Here is a 16916-nt window from a genome sequence, read left to right on the forward strand (position 1 = left end):
TATTCAAGGAGTCTTTGTGCGTTTGCTGAAAAATCCTTACCTTGCTTTGGCGCTTGTCGCCCTGTTGGTGCAGAGCGTTCTGTTGGAATTTTTCTACACCTTGCCCGACCCGCTCGGACTTTCGATGTCCGAAATGTTCGAAGGCAAAACCCTTTGGCAGATTTTTATGGCGTTTGGAGCCATCCTTGCCATGGCGGGCCTCTTTGGATTTGCCCGAGCGCCCCGCGGACTAGCTGTTTTCTATGCGCTGTATTTCTTCGTAGCGATTGTGGATTACGATGTATTTCGCTTTTCGCACCAGCGTCTTTCCTATTCATTCCTGCGTACGTATTTCCATATTTCGAACATTACCGATGCCACCACGATTTCGACTCTGGGCGGTGATTTACTCGGAACGGTTCTTTGGTTGTCGATGGTCGGACTCTGTTTTGCCGGGGGAATTGCCTTTGTTGTTGCGTACACGCTTCGTCTGCGTGCGCGCCGTCGTACGCAAGTCCTCGACAATAGCAAGGGCCCCTGGAAACCGGAATCCAGAAAAATCCCCTTGATGATGTTCGCGGTCGGTATGGCGTTGTCGCTGACGCCCCTGGTGCTGTTCCTTACGGGTGCTCGTGGGTGGATTGAAATTCCGGTGATTCACACGAAGGTGGAAATGCGTTTCACCTTAGGCAAGCATACGCTTACGGCTCCGATACTCCATATTGCGGCGGTGGAAACTTTTGAGTTTTTCCACGACAATACTAAAATCACCGATGAGCTGGTTGGTGACCTGGATGCGTTTTTGTCAGAGGATTTTGTTGCGGGGCGCAAGAATGCCCTGGATTTCCCCATGTACCGTAACGCTCCGACTCACGGATATAAGGCGAAAAAGCCGTACAATATCGTGTTCATCATGGGCGAGTCTCTCAAGGGACGCGTCTTTAACAAGATGCTTGATGGCGATACTGCCATAGCGCCCAATATCCTTAAATTGGCCAATGGAGGTTATTTCGCTAAGGATTCTACGGGAAAGAGTCTTGGAGGTGGACTCTGGTTCAAGAATGCCTATAGTGGTGGATACCCCACGGTGCGTGGTACGATGGCGACCTATATGGGTTTCCCCTCGCATCCGAACCGCGACGTGCCCAGTTTCTATGCCGCAAATAAGTTTAAGGGCTGGCCGGAATACCTGACGAATTACCAGAAGAAATACATGACGGTCTCGAACCCGATTTTTGACCACACGTTGCCCTTTATCGAAAAGTTTTTCGGCAAGAACTGGTTCTTGCCTCAAGAGGTGACTGTTGCAGGCACTGTTGATAGTTTAGGTGCGGATAGGGCTATGGAACTGCTGAAAAGCCTGTCGACGGATAGCCCCTGGTTGCTTGTTTTCAATACGATTTCCTCCCATATTCCGTTCCACAACTATCCGGAAGCCTTTGCGGAAAAGCCTGACGATGCCATGGTGCGTTATCGTAATGCGGTTCGTTATACCGACAAGCAACTTGGGCGATTCTTTGAAGCTCTTTCGACCCGTCCCGATTTTGAAAACACGGTGGTGTTTATTTTGGGAGACCACGATACCCCTGTAGATTCGGTGGATTACCTAGTACCGCAACCGCTAGGCCTTTCGGCTTCCCAGATTTTTATCGGAATTTTCTCGGCGGATTCAGCTCTCTTTAACGGGCTTACGGTGCGTGAAGATGTGGCCTCGCAACTGGATTTGGGACCCACGATTTTTGACCTTGCGCAGGTACGCGAACCGAACCATTTTTGGGGGTATGACTTGTTGACTCAGGAACGCCCCGCAGGACAGCCTTCGGTATTCTTTTCCCAGAACTCCTACTACTTGGGATTCCGGGACCATGTGCTTGTCGGTGGCCTTGAAAACGAGGATGTTTACCGTGCCGCAGCTGGTGGCGAAAGCCCTTATGCGCTAACGACAGAAACTGCTGACCTCGAATGGAAAAAGAGGGCTGTCGGGGCGGCAAAAGCCGTACGTTCCGTCCTCCGCAACGATATTATGATGCCGTAGAGTGGCGGCCTTGGGCGTTGTTTTTCTGATTTATTCTTTTACGAACAGGCGCCTAAAGAAGTTGATTATGCCGGCAGCTACCTTGTAGCGGTAGCCACGGCAATCGACGACCATGACTCCCTTGTACATGTTGAATGTATGGAACGCGACCTTCATCGTCGGGTGCGGAGATGACTTTCTCCACAATTCCTTGAATACGAGGCCGTCTGGCGTTTCCTCGATTTGCTGGAAGGATATGCCGTGACCATATTCAGTATTGCTTTCCTGGGCGGGGCGGTATTTTTTTCCTTTGTACTCGAACCAGTCTCCGGCATTTCTGGCAATCTTTTCGGGAAAGTGATATTCCTTCACTTTGACATACTTTCCGGCGCCGTCTGTTTCGTACACGCCTAAAGTGGAACCGTTGGGATTAGGAATTTCCGTAGAATAAATCTGCTTCTTGCTGAATAGTTCCGTATAGATTGCATCTGTCAGGAGCGCATCGCTGATAGGCCTTGCGTTTACCAAGGCGGGTTTTTCTAGATCCAAGTCGTATAGTTTCAGGCCACCACCCTTGAAATTTTCAGGGTAGACGAGAATCTTGCCGTCCCTGCGGATAATTGCTGGAAAGCTGAGATGCGAATCCAGTTCCAGGATTGTATCCACTTTAAGGAGCTTGTTGCTTGCTTTGTCGACCGTGAGCATCGCAAGGCGTCCCCGTTTATGGGGGTAGTAGTATTCTTCTACCAAGACGTATATCTTGTCGTCCGTAACATCGAGAATGAAGGGGTCGGCAAACCAGCGGTCCCTGCATTCATGTTCCAGCCACCTGATTTTCAAGGGTTCGCCGTCGATGACTCCATCCAAGGTGTTTTCGACAAAGCCGATGTTCCAGACACCTTGCATAATGCTACGGTATAGCTCGATGAACTTCACGCGACTACTCCTTCTTAAGGATCTTGCCGCATAGGAACATCGAGAATGTAACGCTTGTAATCAGGAAAATGAAAATGCTCATGCAGGCGAGATCTCCGATTCCCTTCAATCCCTTGTGGGTGGTAAAGAGGAATCCAACGAAACCGGCAATAGTCGTCAAGGAACTGGCCATCACGTTTCGAGCCGTTGTATCCATTAAACGGCGAAGTGTCATGGTCTTGTCGGAATTCCAGGCGGTCACCAGGTGAATCGTGGCGTCTATGCCGATTCCCAGAGCCATGGGAATCACGATGACGTTGTAAATGCTGATCTTGCCGTATTCAAATGTTCCGTTGAGGAACCCGAGCAGTCCTAAGGTAAGAAGGACTCCCATGCCGAAGGGAATGCAACCTACAAGGAAAATCTTCGGCTTTCTGAACGAGATGAGAAGTGTGCCGAAAATGACGAGAATGATTACGATTGCCAAGTTGAAGCTGTCTTCTTTCACGGAAGAAATGACGTCGGAAAGAATGAACTGCGACGAGAAGGTGCGGAGTTTTTCGCCGTCAAAATTCCAGTGCCCGTAACGTTCCTGGAAACGGTGGAGCGCCTTTGCGTCCCAGCTGGGGAAGTCTCCGTAGATAAAGCCAATCTTGCCGTAGGATCCGTCCTTTTCGCGAACGATATCTAGAATCCAGCTGGGAAGATCTTCTGGCGCAAAGGTCCTTTCGACCATGGCCAGTTTTCTTAAATTGGCAATGTTGACGGAATCTTCTCCTTCGGCTCGGTCAAATACGCGAGCCTCCACCAGGTCGCGGATTTCCTCGATGATTTCAAGACGCGCTTCCTGCGAATCCTTGGGAGGAATGAAACTCTTGAGTGTTATAAAGCTGCCCAACATGGAATCCTTTTCCACGTTGAGGCGATACATCAGCGTGTCGTAGAGGCGGTCAAGCTGCGAAATCTTGGAGCCCATGACTGCGGCCGGCGTAGAGGTCTTGGCCTTGTAGCTTGCACGGGTCACTTTAGTAGAAATCTTGTTGTGCTGAACCGTCTTGACCGTAGAGGCGCGGCGAAGGTTCTTAAGGTCGTGCTCGAAATCCACTTGCGGGGCAAAATAGAGGGAAATGGCGCCAAGAACAAAGCCGATAATGGCGGCGACCTTGAAGAACTTGAAAATTTTGGCTTCTGTCCAGGCTTTGGGGAAGAAACTGTTGTCCGGAGCCTTGGGAATGCCTCCCAGGCACTTGATGAAAACAGGGAGCACCAGGATGGATGTGAGCATACTGAAGAAAACACCTGCCGATGCTACAACGCCAAATTCGTAGAATCCCTTGAAATGAGCTGCGAGCAAAGTGAGGAATGCTGCGATAGTGGTGAAGCTTGCCAAGATAAACGGCTTGAGCATACGCTTTTGGGCTTCTTCAAGGACTTCTTCCAGAGAGGCCTTCTCGCGCAGCAGTTTCTGGGCGGTTCCTAACATGTGGATGGAATAGTCGATACCAATTCCCAGGATGATGGAGGCCACAAAGACCGTAAACGGATTCAGCTTGCCGTAGAACACGGCTGTGAAAGCGAATGTCGGAATGCAGGCGTACAGCACGGAGGCGGTTACAAGAATCGGCCCCTTGATTCCTCTAAAGAAATAGGATGTCAGAAGGATAATTAGAACCAAACTGATGCCAAAGGAGAATATACTGTCGTTGGCGACTTCGTCAACTTCCTTAAGTCCTTCGTATGTACCGTCTACGGTGAAACGGGTGGGAACGGCGAAAGTTTTTCCGTTGAAATGCTGGAGTAGGGAATCCGTGCGTGCAAGAATGTGGGTGACAAATTCGTAATCCGTAGACGGCTTGATGAGTTTTGCGTTCACAACGCCGTTGAACAGGATTTTTCCCGTGCTGTCTGGGTGCGGGCAACCGATGAGACGTGATTTCAGGTGGGCCGGTACAGGGTCTTTCGGATGCCATTCATCTTTCTGGTCCTGTGCGGAACCAAGCTTGGCTTTTTTAATGAAAGAGGCGAAAGCTCCAATGGCTTCGTCTGGAAGGCCGAGCTCCTGCGGCAGGTTTTCGTCGAACCAGATGCGTTCTTTCTTTTCGGTAGTTTCCGCAGGAGCGTCCCCTAACAAGTCTACAACGAGTGGGCCGTTCTTTCGGCCGATTTCCAACTGAAGATCTTCCAGGTTGTTACGGATGCGCTCCAAATGGAATACGGGCAAATAAAGAAGGGCGTTGTCCTTGAAGAATTGGTTGTCTTCGTCTTTTTGCGTCGAGACGAAGTCGCCTTGCCAACGGGAATGAATATAGTTCTCGATGGAATCCTGCATTGCCGCCACGATTTCAGGGTCTTCGCTCTGAATGGCGATTGTAAAACGGTCTGTGCTACCAAAACGCTGGTAGGATTCTTGTAGGGCGATGACGCTCGGTGTTTCGTCGGGCAGCAAGTGAGAAAGGTCTGCGTCCAATCGAAGGCCGGGTTTAACGAAGATGGGGAATGCACATAGTGCCGCAAGCAGGAAATAGAATGCCAGAGCTTTGAATTGATGCTTACAGATCAGCGGAATGTACCATGCTGAAAATTTTTCTTGCAAGGATTTCTTTGTAGTCATAGACAAAATATATAAAATATTGGCGTGGACACTCGTTTTTACTAGATTTACTTTTATGAAAATAATGATTGTTCTTAACCGAATCGCCCGCGGTGGCGGGGAAAATGTGGCGGTACAACTCGCTAATCAGTTTTCCCGAATGGGACACGCAATTTTTTTCGTCAGTAACAAGGGACGAAACGACATATCCGATTTTTATCCTATCGAAGAGAGCGTTCAAATTCTCCCTTGTTTCCGTCATTATTTTCCCTTGAAGATTTTTAGCCTTCGTCGAGCCATAAAAAAGGAAAATCCCGATATCATCATCGGAATAATGCCGGATTCTACATTTTACACCTATCTGGCCGCCTTGGGACTCCATAAAATCATCATTTCGTCAGACCACAGTTCCTTTGAAAAGAATCCTTATTCCCAAAGGCATCTTTTCCCGTATCTTCTCAAGTTCTACTTCAACGCCGTTTACGATTGCGTTACTGTTTTGACAAAAACGGACTACGATATCGTCGTCAAGAAGTTCCGGAGAACGGAGGTGATGCCGAACCCCCTTTCGATGCAGCCTGCTGAATCGATCCGCGTCAACAGAAAAAAGCGAATTCTTGCTGCCGGGCGTCTGAATATCTGGCACTGCAAGGGTTTTGACATTCTCATCAAGGCATGGGCGAAAGTCCAGGAAAAATATCCTGACTGGGTTGTAGAAATTGCCGGCGAAGGTGAAACCGGGCGCCAGTATTTGGAAGGTCTTATTGCCGAAAAACACTTAGAAAATAGAGTCGTCCTTTCCGGATTCCATCTGGATATCAAGGATTTCTTCAGTGATTCCGAGATATTCGTTCTCAGTAGCCGCTACGAAGGTTTCGGTATGGTTCTCATCGAAGCCATGTCGCAGGGGGCAGCCTGTATCGCCTGCGATTATAAGGGCCGTCAGAGGGAAATCATCCAGGACGATTCTCAAGGCTTATGTGTGGAGTGCGAGAACGAAGAGGCTCTGGCGAGCGCCCTTTCGAGAATGATCGAGGACGAAGGTTACCGCAGGCAGGTCCAAGAAAACGGGTGGAAGCGTTCCCATGATTTCACCCCGGGTAAAATCGGGGAAAACTGGATGCGTCTTCTTGGAGAATTGCAGAAGCGCCGGTAACGCACTTAAGATTTAAAGCCCGTGTTCGAGCGAGTAATCTGAAATTTTGAGCAAAGTGTCAAGAAATCCCGACAGGCGACTTTCAACTTCTGAAAGTTTTCCCGTGAGTTCGTTTTCTTGACGCAAGTCATCGTCTGCGAAAAGATGAGTTTCTTGCTTGGCGGGGAACTTTGCGATAAGGCGATAGCCGTTAAGCCCGATGGCCGCATATCCGCCCGAGTAAGCCCCGAGGGAAAGCCCGGCGCTATCCCCTCTTAACAAGTTATGTCCCATAAAAATGTTCGGTACTGCAAGTCCGGCAAGTTCAAGTATGGTGGGCGCAATGTCAATTTGTGCTGCAGTTGTCGTGTCGCGAACGGCGTCCAGCCCTTTTCCGTGAATAAAGAACGGGATCCAGCTGATATTCGAAAAACCGCCTCCGCTCATCGTCGAAACTCCGTTTTCGCCCAGGGGGAATCCGTGGTCCGCCATGATGATGACATAGGTGTTCTTGTACCATTCCTCGTTTTCGACGGCGCGGATAAAGCGGGCGAGTTGTCTGTCGGCGTAACCCATGGTCACATTGATGCGTTCCTGCAGCGGTCGGTTCTTTTCTTCGTCGGTCATACCTGCCGCAAAGTTGAACGGGTAATGGTTGGAGCGGGTCATGAGGGTCGCGAGGAAGGGCTTGCCTTCTTTGGCGAGGGTGTCGCGCACATATTCGATGGCATTGTCCATGAAGGTGGAGTCATCCTCGCGATTGCGGTTGTAGTGCTGTGCGGTGTACCACTTTGCCATCCACACGCCCAAGTTATCCCAGGCGGGGTCCGCTGCCGACATGTAATGCGTGCTGTAGCCGTTTTCGGTGAGGACCGAGACAAAACTCGGTAGGGTCACATGGGCCAGGTCGGTGGCTTGCTGAAGGCGGGAATGGTGGGGGATGCCGATATGTGTTGAAAGGACTCCGCCTGTTGTGGGGACTCCGCTCGTATGCATGCGCATCCACACGTGAGAATGGGCGGCGAGTGAATCCATGAAGGGCGTTGGGCTAGGTTGAATTTGTGGATTCATGTAGCCCGTGTTGAGCCCCCGCTCGGATTCCATGAGGACCAGGATGAAGTTCGGCTTCATCTCGCGCTGGGCGGCAAGTTTGTCGCTGTTCACAAGTTCTGCGCTAGGGACACGGTAGAGCGGGAGAGCATTTCCTTCCTTGGCATCGGAGAAAGTCCAGTTGGAATCACCTTCGACTTGTTGCCACAGGTTTTGATAGGCGGTTTTGTAGGCGCTCAAGTCTGCTTCGGAAAGTCCGGGGGCTCTTTTTGTTGCGAACAGGTCGTTGTAAATCAGCGATACAACCGGACGGAGTTTATCCATACGGGAACTGCCTGTCCATATAAAGTAAACATACGAGTAGGAGGCGATGTAGAATACGAGCATCGCAATGACGGATTTCTTGATGTAGAAACCTTCGGTAGGGCGATACCATCTGCAAAGTAGCTTGTAGATTCCGTAAGTCAGCGGAAGCATCAGCGCAAGCACGACGAACTGCAAGTAGGGTACGGACAGGTCGTTCGCCACATAGTCGTAGAACACGATGATAGAAGAGGTGTCCTTGTAGGTGTCCACGAGACCGAATGTCAGGTGCCCGCCCAGGAACCGCTGCGTTTCGTTGTCGAGTAGTGTCAATAAAAGAATGACGGTGTGGAAGACCGCATAGAAAACGGTGGTGAATTTTGCGACCGTTTTTCCCTTTGTCCCGACAGTTCCATTGCTATCGATTCCCTTGGAACCGCCCGCGATGCGCAGGGCGATTCCGCCAAGAATCAGGAATGCGACGAGCGCATTCGCAATCCACATTAAGTCGATGCATACCGCATGGAAAATGAACCAGTCCGGCTTCGATACGAACGGGAATCCGTAGGGATTGCTTCGGAACAGGAGCATTACGCGGAGCAGGATGTGCGTAAACCACGCCGCAAGCGAAATAAGTACAAGATTTTGCAATGGGGCAAGACCTTTCCCAACGGCCTTCAGTAAGTATGCAATCGATTTCATCATAAGTTTTCTGTGGATGAATCCTGTCGGCACCCAAGGCGCCGTCCTAAGTAGCTTGTATCTTCTTGCTTAAAATTCAAAGTCGACGGCGCGGCGTTCGGTCACGACCTTCTTGACGAAGGATACGATGGCCAGGTGCTCGGGGTGATTTTGGTAGATGTCGAGAGCAGCCTTGGTGTGGAACGTGGTGTCGAGGGCTACGTCGTATTCGATATCACCGTTGCCGGTTTCGGCCTTGTTGAAATTCAGGCCCGATTCAATGCTCAACAGGCCAGGGATTTTTCCGGCGAGCGCATGGAAGGCGTCGACCATTTTCTGTCCGTTTTCCTTGGCGGTGGCGCCTTCGGCTTCGGCTTTCAATTTCCAGAATACGATATGACGAATCATTTTTTCCTCTTTTGGTTGTAAATGAGCTTGTAAAGTTCTAGCTGGCGCTTGAAACAGTCTGCCCAGCTGAATTTTTCGGCATAGGCGCGAGCGTTCTGTTTCATCGTGGCCATGTCGGAATGGTATAGTTCGACGATGGCGTCGGCGAGCGCCTGTGGAGTGCGTTCCTTCAAGACAACTCCCGCTCCAGATTCGCGGATATGTTCGGCAGCGGCTCCCGTCGAGGCCCCGATCTGCGCATTGCCGCAGGCCATACTTTCGAGAATCGAAAGTCCGAAGGTTTCCCAGCCTGAAAGGGCGAGTCCCAGGTCAACACTCGCGTAATGCCTCGCCATTTCGTCGATGGACGAAATGAATCCCGCGTACTTGATGTGCGGATATTTTTCAACGGCTTCCTGCACTTGAGGCAAGTACGGCCCCGTGCCTGCAAAGACGAGTGCCGGTTCGCATCCGAGCTTTTCGCAGAGAATGGGGTAGGCGCCGAGTAAAAGCTCAATTCCTTTTTCTTCGCAGAACCGGTGCGGGAAGAAGATGGTAAGCCTGTCGGGCTTGCCGTCTTTCAGTTCTTGAACCAAAGTTTCGTCACGCTTGGCGGGCGAGAACATCTGGATGTCGCAACCGAGCGGAATCCAGTGGCTTGTCGGAAGTTTGTGCCTGTCGAGCCGCTTCAAGACTTCGTTGCAGGAAACCTGGATGCCGTCGAAATGCCTGAATTCCTGACGAGCGTACCAGAAAGCGACGTTCTTGCTCAGATTGCCGAGTGCCTTGCCGAACTTATTCGTGACAGGGCGCTGCACGTAGGTAATCGGGAAATCCGCATGCCAAAAACTCAGCAAGACGGCTTCGGGGGCAATCTTTTTGGCGGCCCTGCGAACCACGGTCGGGAGCAGGTAGGGCGAACCGACTTCGATGACTTGAGGCTTGTATTTGGCAAGGATCGGTTCGATTTGTGACGGTTTCCAGATAAAGCGGTATTCCCATTTACCCGGAAAACGAAATGCCTCGACGTGTTCGATAATCAGGCTTTCGCTTCTTTTTTCGGTATAGGTCTTGGAATCCGGCATCACGAACACGGAAAGAACTTGGTCTGTTGTTTCCGAAGATAGGTTCTCGTAAAACGCCATCTTTTGTAGGTGGTACCGTCGGACGCCTCCGCCGGAGGGGCTCCAGAAATTGTTGAAATCGACGATGGTAAACATTACTAGCCGTTATTCTCGATGTTCCAGGGCTCTTCCTGCATCCTGTTCGAAAGCGGGTCAATGGAGAGTGTTCCCTGGTACAGCTGGTTGTTGCCAAGACGCTTGGAATCTACGGTGAGGAACAGGTTGCCGCCCTTGGATTCAAGCCAGTATATGGCATCGGAATCGCGGAGGTATGCTCTGGGTCCGACAAGTCCCTGTTCCGAGTCGACGAGCTCGCCGCCGACAAAGATGGGTATGTCGAGCGCCTTGTAAAGATCCAGGACAACAGAGGAACGGCGTTCGTGAATGTCCGAAAGGTCCACATGGTCCGAAACTTTCAAATGGTCAATTCCATCGATGATGACGACTAGGTTCGGGTGTTCCCTGACTTCTTCTTTTAGGGTGTTCAGCAGTTCCTGGTTGTCGAACGCGGGCTGGTCTTCCCAGATTTCCAGCCGGTTGTTGCGCACGAATGCCATCAGGTCGCGGGTCGCTTCCAGAATCTTCTGGTTCACAGCTTCGTCTTCGCTTTGCTTGCGAACGGTCAATACCGATTCACCGATAAGCATGGCGACGAGCCTGTCGAAAATCTGGCGGCGCGGAGTTTCAAGTGCAATGTAGATCAGTTTCAGTTTCGGGTTGCTCTGGAGCAGGTCGAGAGCGAAACTGGAGAGTAGCGTAGTCTTGAGACCGAACGGTTTGGACGAAACGTAGAAACAGCCTGACTGGATACCGTCGATTTCCTGCGTGAGTTTCGGGAAAGTGTTGAGTGCGTATCCGACGCTGATGTCCGGAGGACATCCCATGGCTGTATCAAAGTTTTCTTTGATGTCCTGCAACAGCATCGAACGACGGTGGGTATGCACCGTGTCCTCTTCGGTCTGGGCAACGAGTGAAATCAACTGGTCGGCACCGTTCTTGCGCACGACTTCGTCGACGGTTTCGCCCTTCGGAAGCACAATCGATTTGAAACGCAAATCCAGCTGTTCCGCCATTTTCAGGTACTTCTGGATACGGAATTCCTGTTCTCTGCGGTCGAGTTCTCGACGGAGAATGACCGTGACCGATTCTGCACCGCAAGCCTTGAGCTTGTAAAGGTGGCTCAGCGAAAGTTCCTGGTACATGGTCGAGACCACTCCCGGAATACCGGCGAGGTCGGCGGTGAGTGCGTCGAAGAATCCTTCGACAATCACGGGTTTGCTAATGTCGGGCTGGATGTTGAACGGAATGTCGCTCGGGCCCGATGCGTAGGAAATGTAACGGTGCGGACTGTCGGTGTCATCGAGGACGCGTCCGTAAACGGAGTGGATCAGCCCCTTGGAATTGCGTGCGGGAATGGTGATGCGCGGCTCGTGGTAAGCTTCGAGGTTATCCAGGTAGAAACTGATCTGGTGTCGTTCGATACCCGACATCATGCAGTAGCTGATAAACGGTTCGGGATCGCCGCTATAATAGCCGAGACCGTAGAGCTGCGCCTGTCCGATGTTCCATCCGCGTGCGGCAAGGAACTCTGCCGAAGAAGGGCTCCTGCAAGCGGCCCAGTGACAGTAACGGACGAAGTTCTCGAGGACCTTGGATTTTTCGCCACCGATTTCCTTGATCCAGGGATGTTCTTCCTGCGTTTGCGTGCCCTGGTCGGATTCGAGAGTTCCCAAAAAGTCTACCGCTTCAGCTCGGGCGGCGGGTTCTTCCATGCCGTTGAAACGGCTGCGCATCACGAATTCAACAAGGTCGCCCTCGCTTCCGCATTGCAGGCAGCGGTAACGCCAGTAACCCAGGGCGTCGTAAAAGAACAGGGATGTTTCTTCCGGGGAATGGAAGGGGCAGCATGCAATCAGGTTTCTGCCCCAACGGCTGAGAGGAATTCCCAGCTGACGGGGGTGGGTCTTTGCACGCATGATGATTCCGGCATGTTCTTGATCGATAAGCATAAGAGACCTCTTTTTTCAATTAGATAATCTAGTTTTTTTTTAATTTTAAGACCATGATTATTCTCGGGATAGACCCCGGTTCTATTACTACCGGCTATGCTTTTTTAGATACAGGATCGAAAAATTCCCGTGTGCTGGAATACGGCGTTCTTCACGCTCCTGCGGGGCATGCCCTCGAAGACCGTCTGCTGCAGATTGTGTCGGAGCTGGAAACGCTCCTGGACAAGTACCATCCCGAGGCGTTGAGCATGGAAGGGGTGTTCTTTGCGAAGAATGCAAAGAGCGCCCTGGTGCTGGGGCATATCCGTGGGGCTGTTCTCGTGGCTTGCCGCCGCCGTGGAATGTCCTTTAACGAATACAGCCCCCGTGCGGTCAAGCTGGCAGTCACGGGCGATGGAGGGGCCGCCAAGGAACAGGTGGCGAATATGATTTTTGCACGTCTCGGGATCGAGGTGGGGGAACTTCCGCTGGATGCCTCCGATGCTCTCGCAATTGCTTGGACTCATGCAAATCCTGCTCCGCTTCTTTCGAACCTTTCGGCCGCACTTCCTGCAGACTGCACCAAGAAGCAAATATCAAGCCGCAAGAAAAAGCCGACCGTCAAACAGTGGGAAAACTTAATCCAGAAAATGGGAGGAAAACTTCCGTGAGCACTCAAGTTTGTTTTGGACTCCGCGATGCAAAGTCTTCGGATTTCATCGAAATCGAAGGGTATCCGCTGGATAAAGAAATTCTTCCGTTTTGTAACAAATTAAAAGAAATTCTGGCACGCGACGGTTTCAGGCTCCGTCTGGAATCTGCGTTCCGCCCCTTTGAACGCCAGCTGTCCATCTGGAATCGCAAAGCGGCGGGAGAACTCTCGCTCCTCGATGCAACGGGTTCTCCTATGGAACGCCCCCGCGACGAGGAATCGCTGATGTATGCGATTCTCACCTGGTCGGCGCTTCCGGGCGCAAGTCGTCACCACTTGGGAACCGACCTTGATGTGGTCGACGGAAATGCCTGCCCTGAAGGTTACGAAGTGCAACTGACTCCCGCCGAGTGCGACGGGATGTTCGCTCCTTTCCATCGGCGGCTTACGGAGCTGATGGAGTCCGGGGAATCTTTTGGATTTGAACGGGTTTTTGTTCCTGGTCGCGGCAAGATCCAGCCCGAAAAATGGCATATCGCGCACTTGCCGACATCGCGAAAATACCTAGAGGATTTCTCTCTTGCTGAGCTCCGCAAACTCTACGAAAAGACGGATATTGCCTGCAAGTCGGCTCTTCTCGATAACCTGGAAACTCTCGCCAAAGATTACATCTATCCGTACTTTGTCTAAGATGCGTTCCTCTCTTCTTCTTCCTTTCTCTGAATATGGTCGTTCGGTCCTCGGAACGGCGCTTCGCTATATTCCTTGTGCAGGGGCTTGTCGGTTGCTTGTCGTTGCAGGAATCCACGGGGAGGAACCCGAGACGACGTTCCTTTTGAGTCGTGTACTCCGTGACTTTGAACGCCCCTTTGAAGACGTGGCGTTCGTGCTTTGCGCCAATCCCGACGGCATGACTCTTGGGACCCGCTGTAATGCGAACGGGGTCGACTTGAACCGCAACTTTCCGACCTCCAATTGGAGTGCCGATGCGGTCTATTGCCGGTCGGTTCTGGAAGCTTCTCGCGATACGGAGCTTTCTCCTGGGACCGCACCCGGTAGCGAAAGCGAAACAAGGGCCCTTGTAGCCTTGGTCGAAAAGCTCTCTCCTGAATCGGTTCTTTCGATGCATGCTCCCTTTGCTTGCGTCGATGCTCCCGCGAAGTCGCCCTTGGTCGAGCGCCTCTGTGCGGCTTTCAACTTGCCGTGGCAACCCGATATCGGTTATCCGACTCCGGGAAGTTTCGGAACCTGGTGCAAAGAAAGAAAAAGTCCAGAGTGTGTCACCCTGGAACTTCCTCGAATGTCTTTAGAGGCCTTGTACGACCGCTATGGCGAAAGCTTTAGCGCCTTTCTTCGATCTTATTCTTCTCGGCGTTAGCGATAATCTTCTTGCGCTGGACAAGGCCGATGCCGAAGCCGATGACGAGATAGCTGGTGCAGAGAACCAGCAGGTATTCGGTGATAAAGGGGATCTTGTCCGAAATGAACACGAAACCGCAGATGTAGGTAATCACGATCAGGATTGCCTGGAAAATGTTGAAGATGGGGTTCTTGCGCGGCTGGAGCTTGGGCAGGAACAGCGGACAGACCATCAGTAGGCCCGTAACCAGCATCACGAACACGGGCAGGAACATGTGGATTCCGCTCTGATCTGCGAAAAATCCATGCGACTGAAGGTGTACAATCAAGATAGCGTTGATTGCACCTGCAAAAGTGGAGGGGAGACCCGAGAAATGGTGGTGGTAGGTGTCACTGTCGCAGGCGTTGTACTTTGCAAGACGCATGGCGGCGCAGAGCACGTAGATGGAGAACGTGACTACCAGCAGGACTCCATTAGCCTGGAACCATTCAGGAGCGATGGTCTTGTAGGCGAAGAAAATCGTAAAGGCAGGCGCGAGACCGAAGGCAATCAGGTCGGCGAGACTGTCAAACTGCGCTCCGAACTCGGAACTGGCGTTTACGAGTCGAGCGGCAAAACCATCCAGCTTATCCAGAAGGACGCTTAAAAGAATGAAATAGGCTCCCGTGCGGATGGGGTCGGCGCTAGTGAAAGAAGAAAAAGCCCCGGTCACCCAACAGATCGCAAAGACGCCCAGCAAAAAGTTCATGCTGGTAAAAGCATTAGGCAAAATAAAACGAGATTTACCCATAAAAAACTCCACTAAAAAGTGTCGCGAGAAATATAGTTTAATTCGGAATTACGAACTCGAATTTCGGAATTAAATTCTAGAGAATCTACTCCGAATTCTGAATTCCGAAATTTAAATTTACTTCGCGGGCTTGATGTACCAGAGCGCTTTTACGCCGGCGGCGACAACCAGGCTCTGCGGAGGTGCGTAGGGGTTTTCTTCGGTGGGGAAGTTTTCCCAATGTCTGGTAGAGAACTGGTAATACTGCGTGGGGCGGTACATGACCGGGAGAACCGGAATCGTTTCCATAAAGATGCGGTTCAGCGCGCGGTAGGCTTCAGTCAGTTCTTTCTCGTCGGTGAGTGCAGGGATTTTATGGATTAATTTGTCTGCATCGTCATTCTTGTAGCGGCCCTGGTTGGCGAAAGATTCTTCACCGACGGGCTTGTAGGCGGCCGATCCCATCACCTGCTCGAAACGGTTCCACGGCGATGCCGCAGAAAGTTCGGCGGTTTGCGTCTTCATAGCGAGGTCGAAGGTGCCCAGACGCAGGTTCTTGTCCCAGACGCTGTAGTCGACGAACTTCTCTTCGGCGGCGAGTCCGATGTCATTCAGGGAACCTACGACAACCTTAATGGCGTCTTCCCAGTCGGTCCATCCTTGCGGACACTCGATGGTAAAACTGCGGACGGGTTTGCCCTTCTTGTCGAGCAGGTGACCGCTTTCATCCCAGCTGTAACCTGCATCGGACAAAATGGACTTCGCTTTCTCGATGTCATAGACATAGCCGTATTTCTCGGCATCTTCCTTGTTGAAATACTTGGACTCGGTTCCAAAGGGGAGAATGAACCCCGGCTGGATCACGGGGGTGTAGTTGGATACGGCGCGTGCCTTGATCTTTTCGAAGTTGATGGCGTGCATCATGGCGCGGCGTAGGGCTACGTCGTTAAAGGGGGCTTGCTGCTGGGCAATCAGCAAGGTCGTAATGGACCCCGGCTGGTGGTAGGGCTCGTTGCGGCTCCAGGCGCGGATGCTATCGCGGGCCTTCTCCCAGATGCGCGGCAGGAATACGGACGAGATGTCGAGGTTACCCTTGGTCATGGCACTGTTGAAGTGGTTGTTGCCATTGTAAAGGGAATGGATGATATATTTCGGCGACGGTTTTTGCCCGTTGTATTTGACGTTGCCCCAGTAGTTATCGTTGCGTTCCAGGACAATCTGGTCGGGAGAATAAGTCTTCAGCGTGTACGGACCAGAGAACACCGGCATGGAATCGTTCTTGAACTCGGTAATCTTGTTCATGTTGTAACCCTTGCCGGACTTGGCCCCCTGGATGAGCGGCTCAAATACGGCCTTAGGCAAGATGGAGGTTTCGGCGAGGGCGTTCAGGATGATGAGCGGGTTCTTGTTCTTGCCGAAGTGGAAGGTGATGTTGTTGTTGCCGTCGTCGGTGACCTGGCTCAAGAAGTTCCAGTTGCCGTGACGCGGAGTCGGCAGCAGGGAATCGATCTTGAAGGTGTAGAGGACGTCGTCAACGGTGACGGGATTGCCATTGTTCCACTTGGCGCGCGGGTCCAGATGAACCGTGATGCTGTTCTCGGAACTGGTGTAGCTGTCGGCGAGCATCGGTTCGAGTTCACCGTTCAACTGGTTGTAGGCCAAGAGCGCTTCGTAAGCGATTCTGCAATTTCCGTCAATAGGAAAGTTCGGATCGTAGTCCAAGGGGTTGAATGTCGATGGGGGAGCCCAGTCGAAGCCTCCGATATACAGCGTTTCGCTGCGGTCGTAGTCCGTGGCGGTCTTGCCCTCGGTAGCCTTGTTTTCTTCGTTGCAGGCGGCGAGTGTGAGTACACCTGCCGCAGCGAAACAGGCTGCTGCGATTCTTAAAAAACGATTCATGTTTGTTAGCAAATTCATCCTTGTCCTTCCTTTGGGGTACAACATCTAAATTTAGTGTGTTTTTAATAAA

Annotated in this window: 13 protein-coding genes; 5 read left to right on the plus strand and 8 right to left on the minus strand. The window is 51.7% G+C overall.

Features of this window, described 5'->3' with window-relative positions:
* Positions 1-16 precede the first annotated feature (16 nt).
* Complete coding sequence (locus Q0P86_RS04075) at positions 17-2014, plus strand: sulfatase-like hydrolase/transferase (RefSeq protein WP_294112322.1); 1998 nt, start codon at positions 17-19, stop codon at positions 2012-2014.
* A 30-nt stretch (positions 2015-2044) separates the two neighbouring features.
* Here Q0P86_RS04075 and Q0P86_RS04080 read toward each other — a convergent pair whose 3' ends face one another.
* Entirely contained in the window at positions 2045-2929 is an 885-nt protein-coding gene (locus Q0P86_RS04080; protein WP_295037640.1) for a hypothetical protein, read from the minus strand.
* Between the two features lie 4 nt (positions 2930-2933).
* Positions 2934-5519: an MMPL family transporter gene (locus tag Q0P86_RS04085; protein WP_295037642.1), complete on the minus strand. Its 2586-nt coding sequence runs from the start codon at positions 5517-5519 to the stop codon at positions 2934-2936.
* Between the two features lie 64 nt (positions 5520-5583).
* Between Q0P86_RS04085 and Q0P86_RS04090 the strand changes: the two genes are divergently transcribed.
* Entirely contained in the window at positions 5584-6654 is a 1071-nt protein-coding gene (locus Q0P86_RS04090) for a glycosyltransferase family 4 protein (protein ID WP_291024197.1), read from the plus strand.
* 12 nt (positions 6655-6666) lie between these two features.
* Here the strand turns inward: Q0P86_RS04090 and Q0P86_RS04095 are convergent, their stop codons facing one another.
* The 4 genes from Q0P86_RS04095 to Q0P86_RS04110 all read right to left on the minus strand — a co-directional run bounded on the left by Q0P86_RS04095 (position 6667) and on the right by Q0P86_RS04110 (position 12187).
* Complete coding sequence (locus Q0P86_RS04095) at positions 6667-8691, minus strand: LTA synthase family protein (RefSeq protein WP_295037644.1); 2025 nt, start codon at positions 8689-8691, stop codon at positions 6667-6669.
* A 66-nt stretch (positions 8692-8757) separates the two neighbouring features.
* Positions 8758-9075, minus strand: a complete 318-nt coding sequence (locus tag Q0P86_RS04100) for a Dabb family protein (protein WP_290994224.1) — start codon at positions 9073-9075, stop codon at positions 8758-8760.
* Positions 9072-10274 carry a glycosyltransferase gene (locus Q0P86_RS04105; RefSeq protein ID WP_295037646.1) on the minus strand — a complete coding sequence of 401 codons (1203 nt, stop codon included), beginning with the start codon at positions 10272-10274 and terminating at the stop codon, positions 9072-9074. Before Q0P86_RS04105 ends, Q0P86_RS04100 begins: the two co-directional genes overlap by 4 nt.
* A 2-nt stretch (positions 10275-10276) precedes the next feature.
* Positions 10277-12187 carry a CHC2 zinc finger domain-containing protein gene (locus tag Q0P86_RS04110; RefSeq protein ID WP_295037648.1) on the minus strand — a complete coding sequence of 637 codons (1911 nt, stop codon included), beginning with the start codon at positions 12185-12187 and terminating at the stop codon, positions 10277-10279.
* Positions 12188-12240: 53 nt separating this feature from the next.
* Between Q0P86_RS04110 and ruvC the strand changes: the two genes are divergently transcribed.
* From ruvC to mpaA, 3 genes are read left to right on the plus strand one after another with little or no spacing between them, the layout of a single operon-like run.
* Positions 12241-12837: a crossover junction endodeoxyribonuclease RuvC gene (ruvC, locus tag Q0P86_RS04115; RefSeq protein ID WP_295037649.1), complete on the plus strand. Its 597-nt coding sequence runs from the start codon at positions 12241-12243 to the stop codon at positions 12835-12837.
* A complete protein-coding gene (locus Q0P86_RS04120; RefSeq protein ID WP_295037651.1) occupies positions 12834-13508 on the plus strand; it encodes a M15 family metallopeptidase in 675 nt (224 codons plus the stop codon). Before ruvC ends, Q0P86_RS04120 begins: the two co-directional genes overlap by 4 nt.
* A gap of 1 nt (position 13509) precedes the next feature.
* Positions 13510-14196 (plus strand): murein tripeptide amidase MpaA, encoded by a 687-nt coding sequence (gene mpaA / locus Q0P86_RS04125; RefSeq protein WP_295037653.1) that lies wholly within the window; start codon positions 13510-13512, stop codon positions 14194-14196.
* Here the strand turns inward: mpaA and Q0P86_RS04130 are convergent.
* Together Q0P86_RS04130 and Q0P86_RS04135 are read right to left on the minus strand one after the other, a co-directional pair.
* The gene (locus Q0P86_RS04130; protein WP_291024179.1) at positions 14159-14968 is read right to left on the minus strand and encodes a CDP-alcohol phosphatidyltransferase family protein; all 810 of its coding nucleotides are present in this window, start codon (positions 14966-14968) and stop codon (positions 14159-14161) included. The two genes, mpaA and Q0P86_RS04130, sit on opposite strands and share 38 nt — an antisense overlap.
* A gap of 117 nt (positions 14969-15085) precedes the next feature.
* Positions 15086-16846, minus strand: a complete 1761-nt coding sequence (locus Q0P86_RS04135) for an ABC transporter substrate-binding protein (protein WP_290994239.1) — start codon at positions 16844-16846, stop codon at positions 15086-15088.
* Positions 16847-16916 lie beyond the last annotated feature (70 nt).

The organism is uncultured Fibrobacter sp., from assembly GCF_946062555.1.
GTDB lineage: Bacteria > Fibrobacterota > Fibrobacteria > Fibrobacterales > Fibrobacteraceae > Fibrobacter.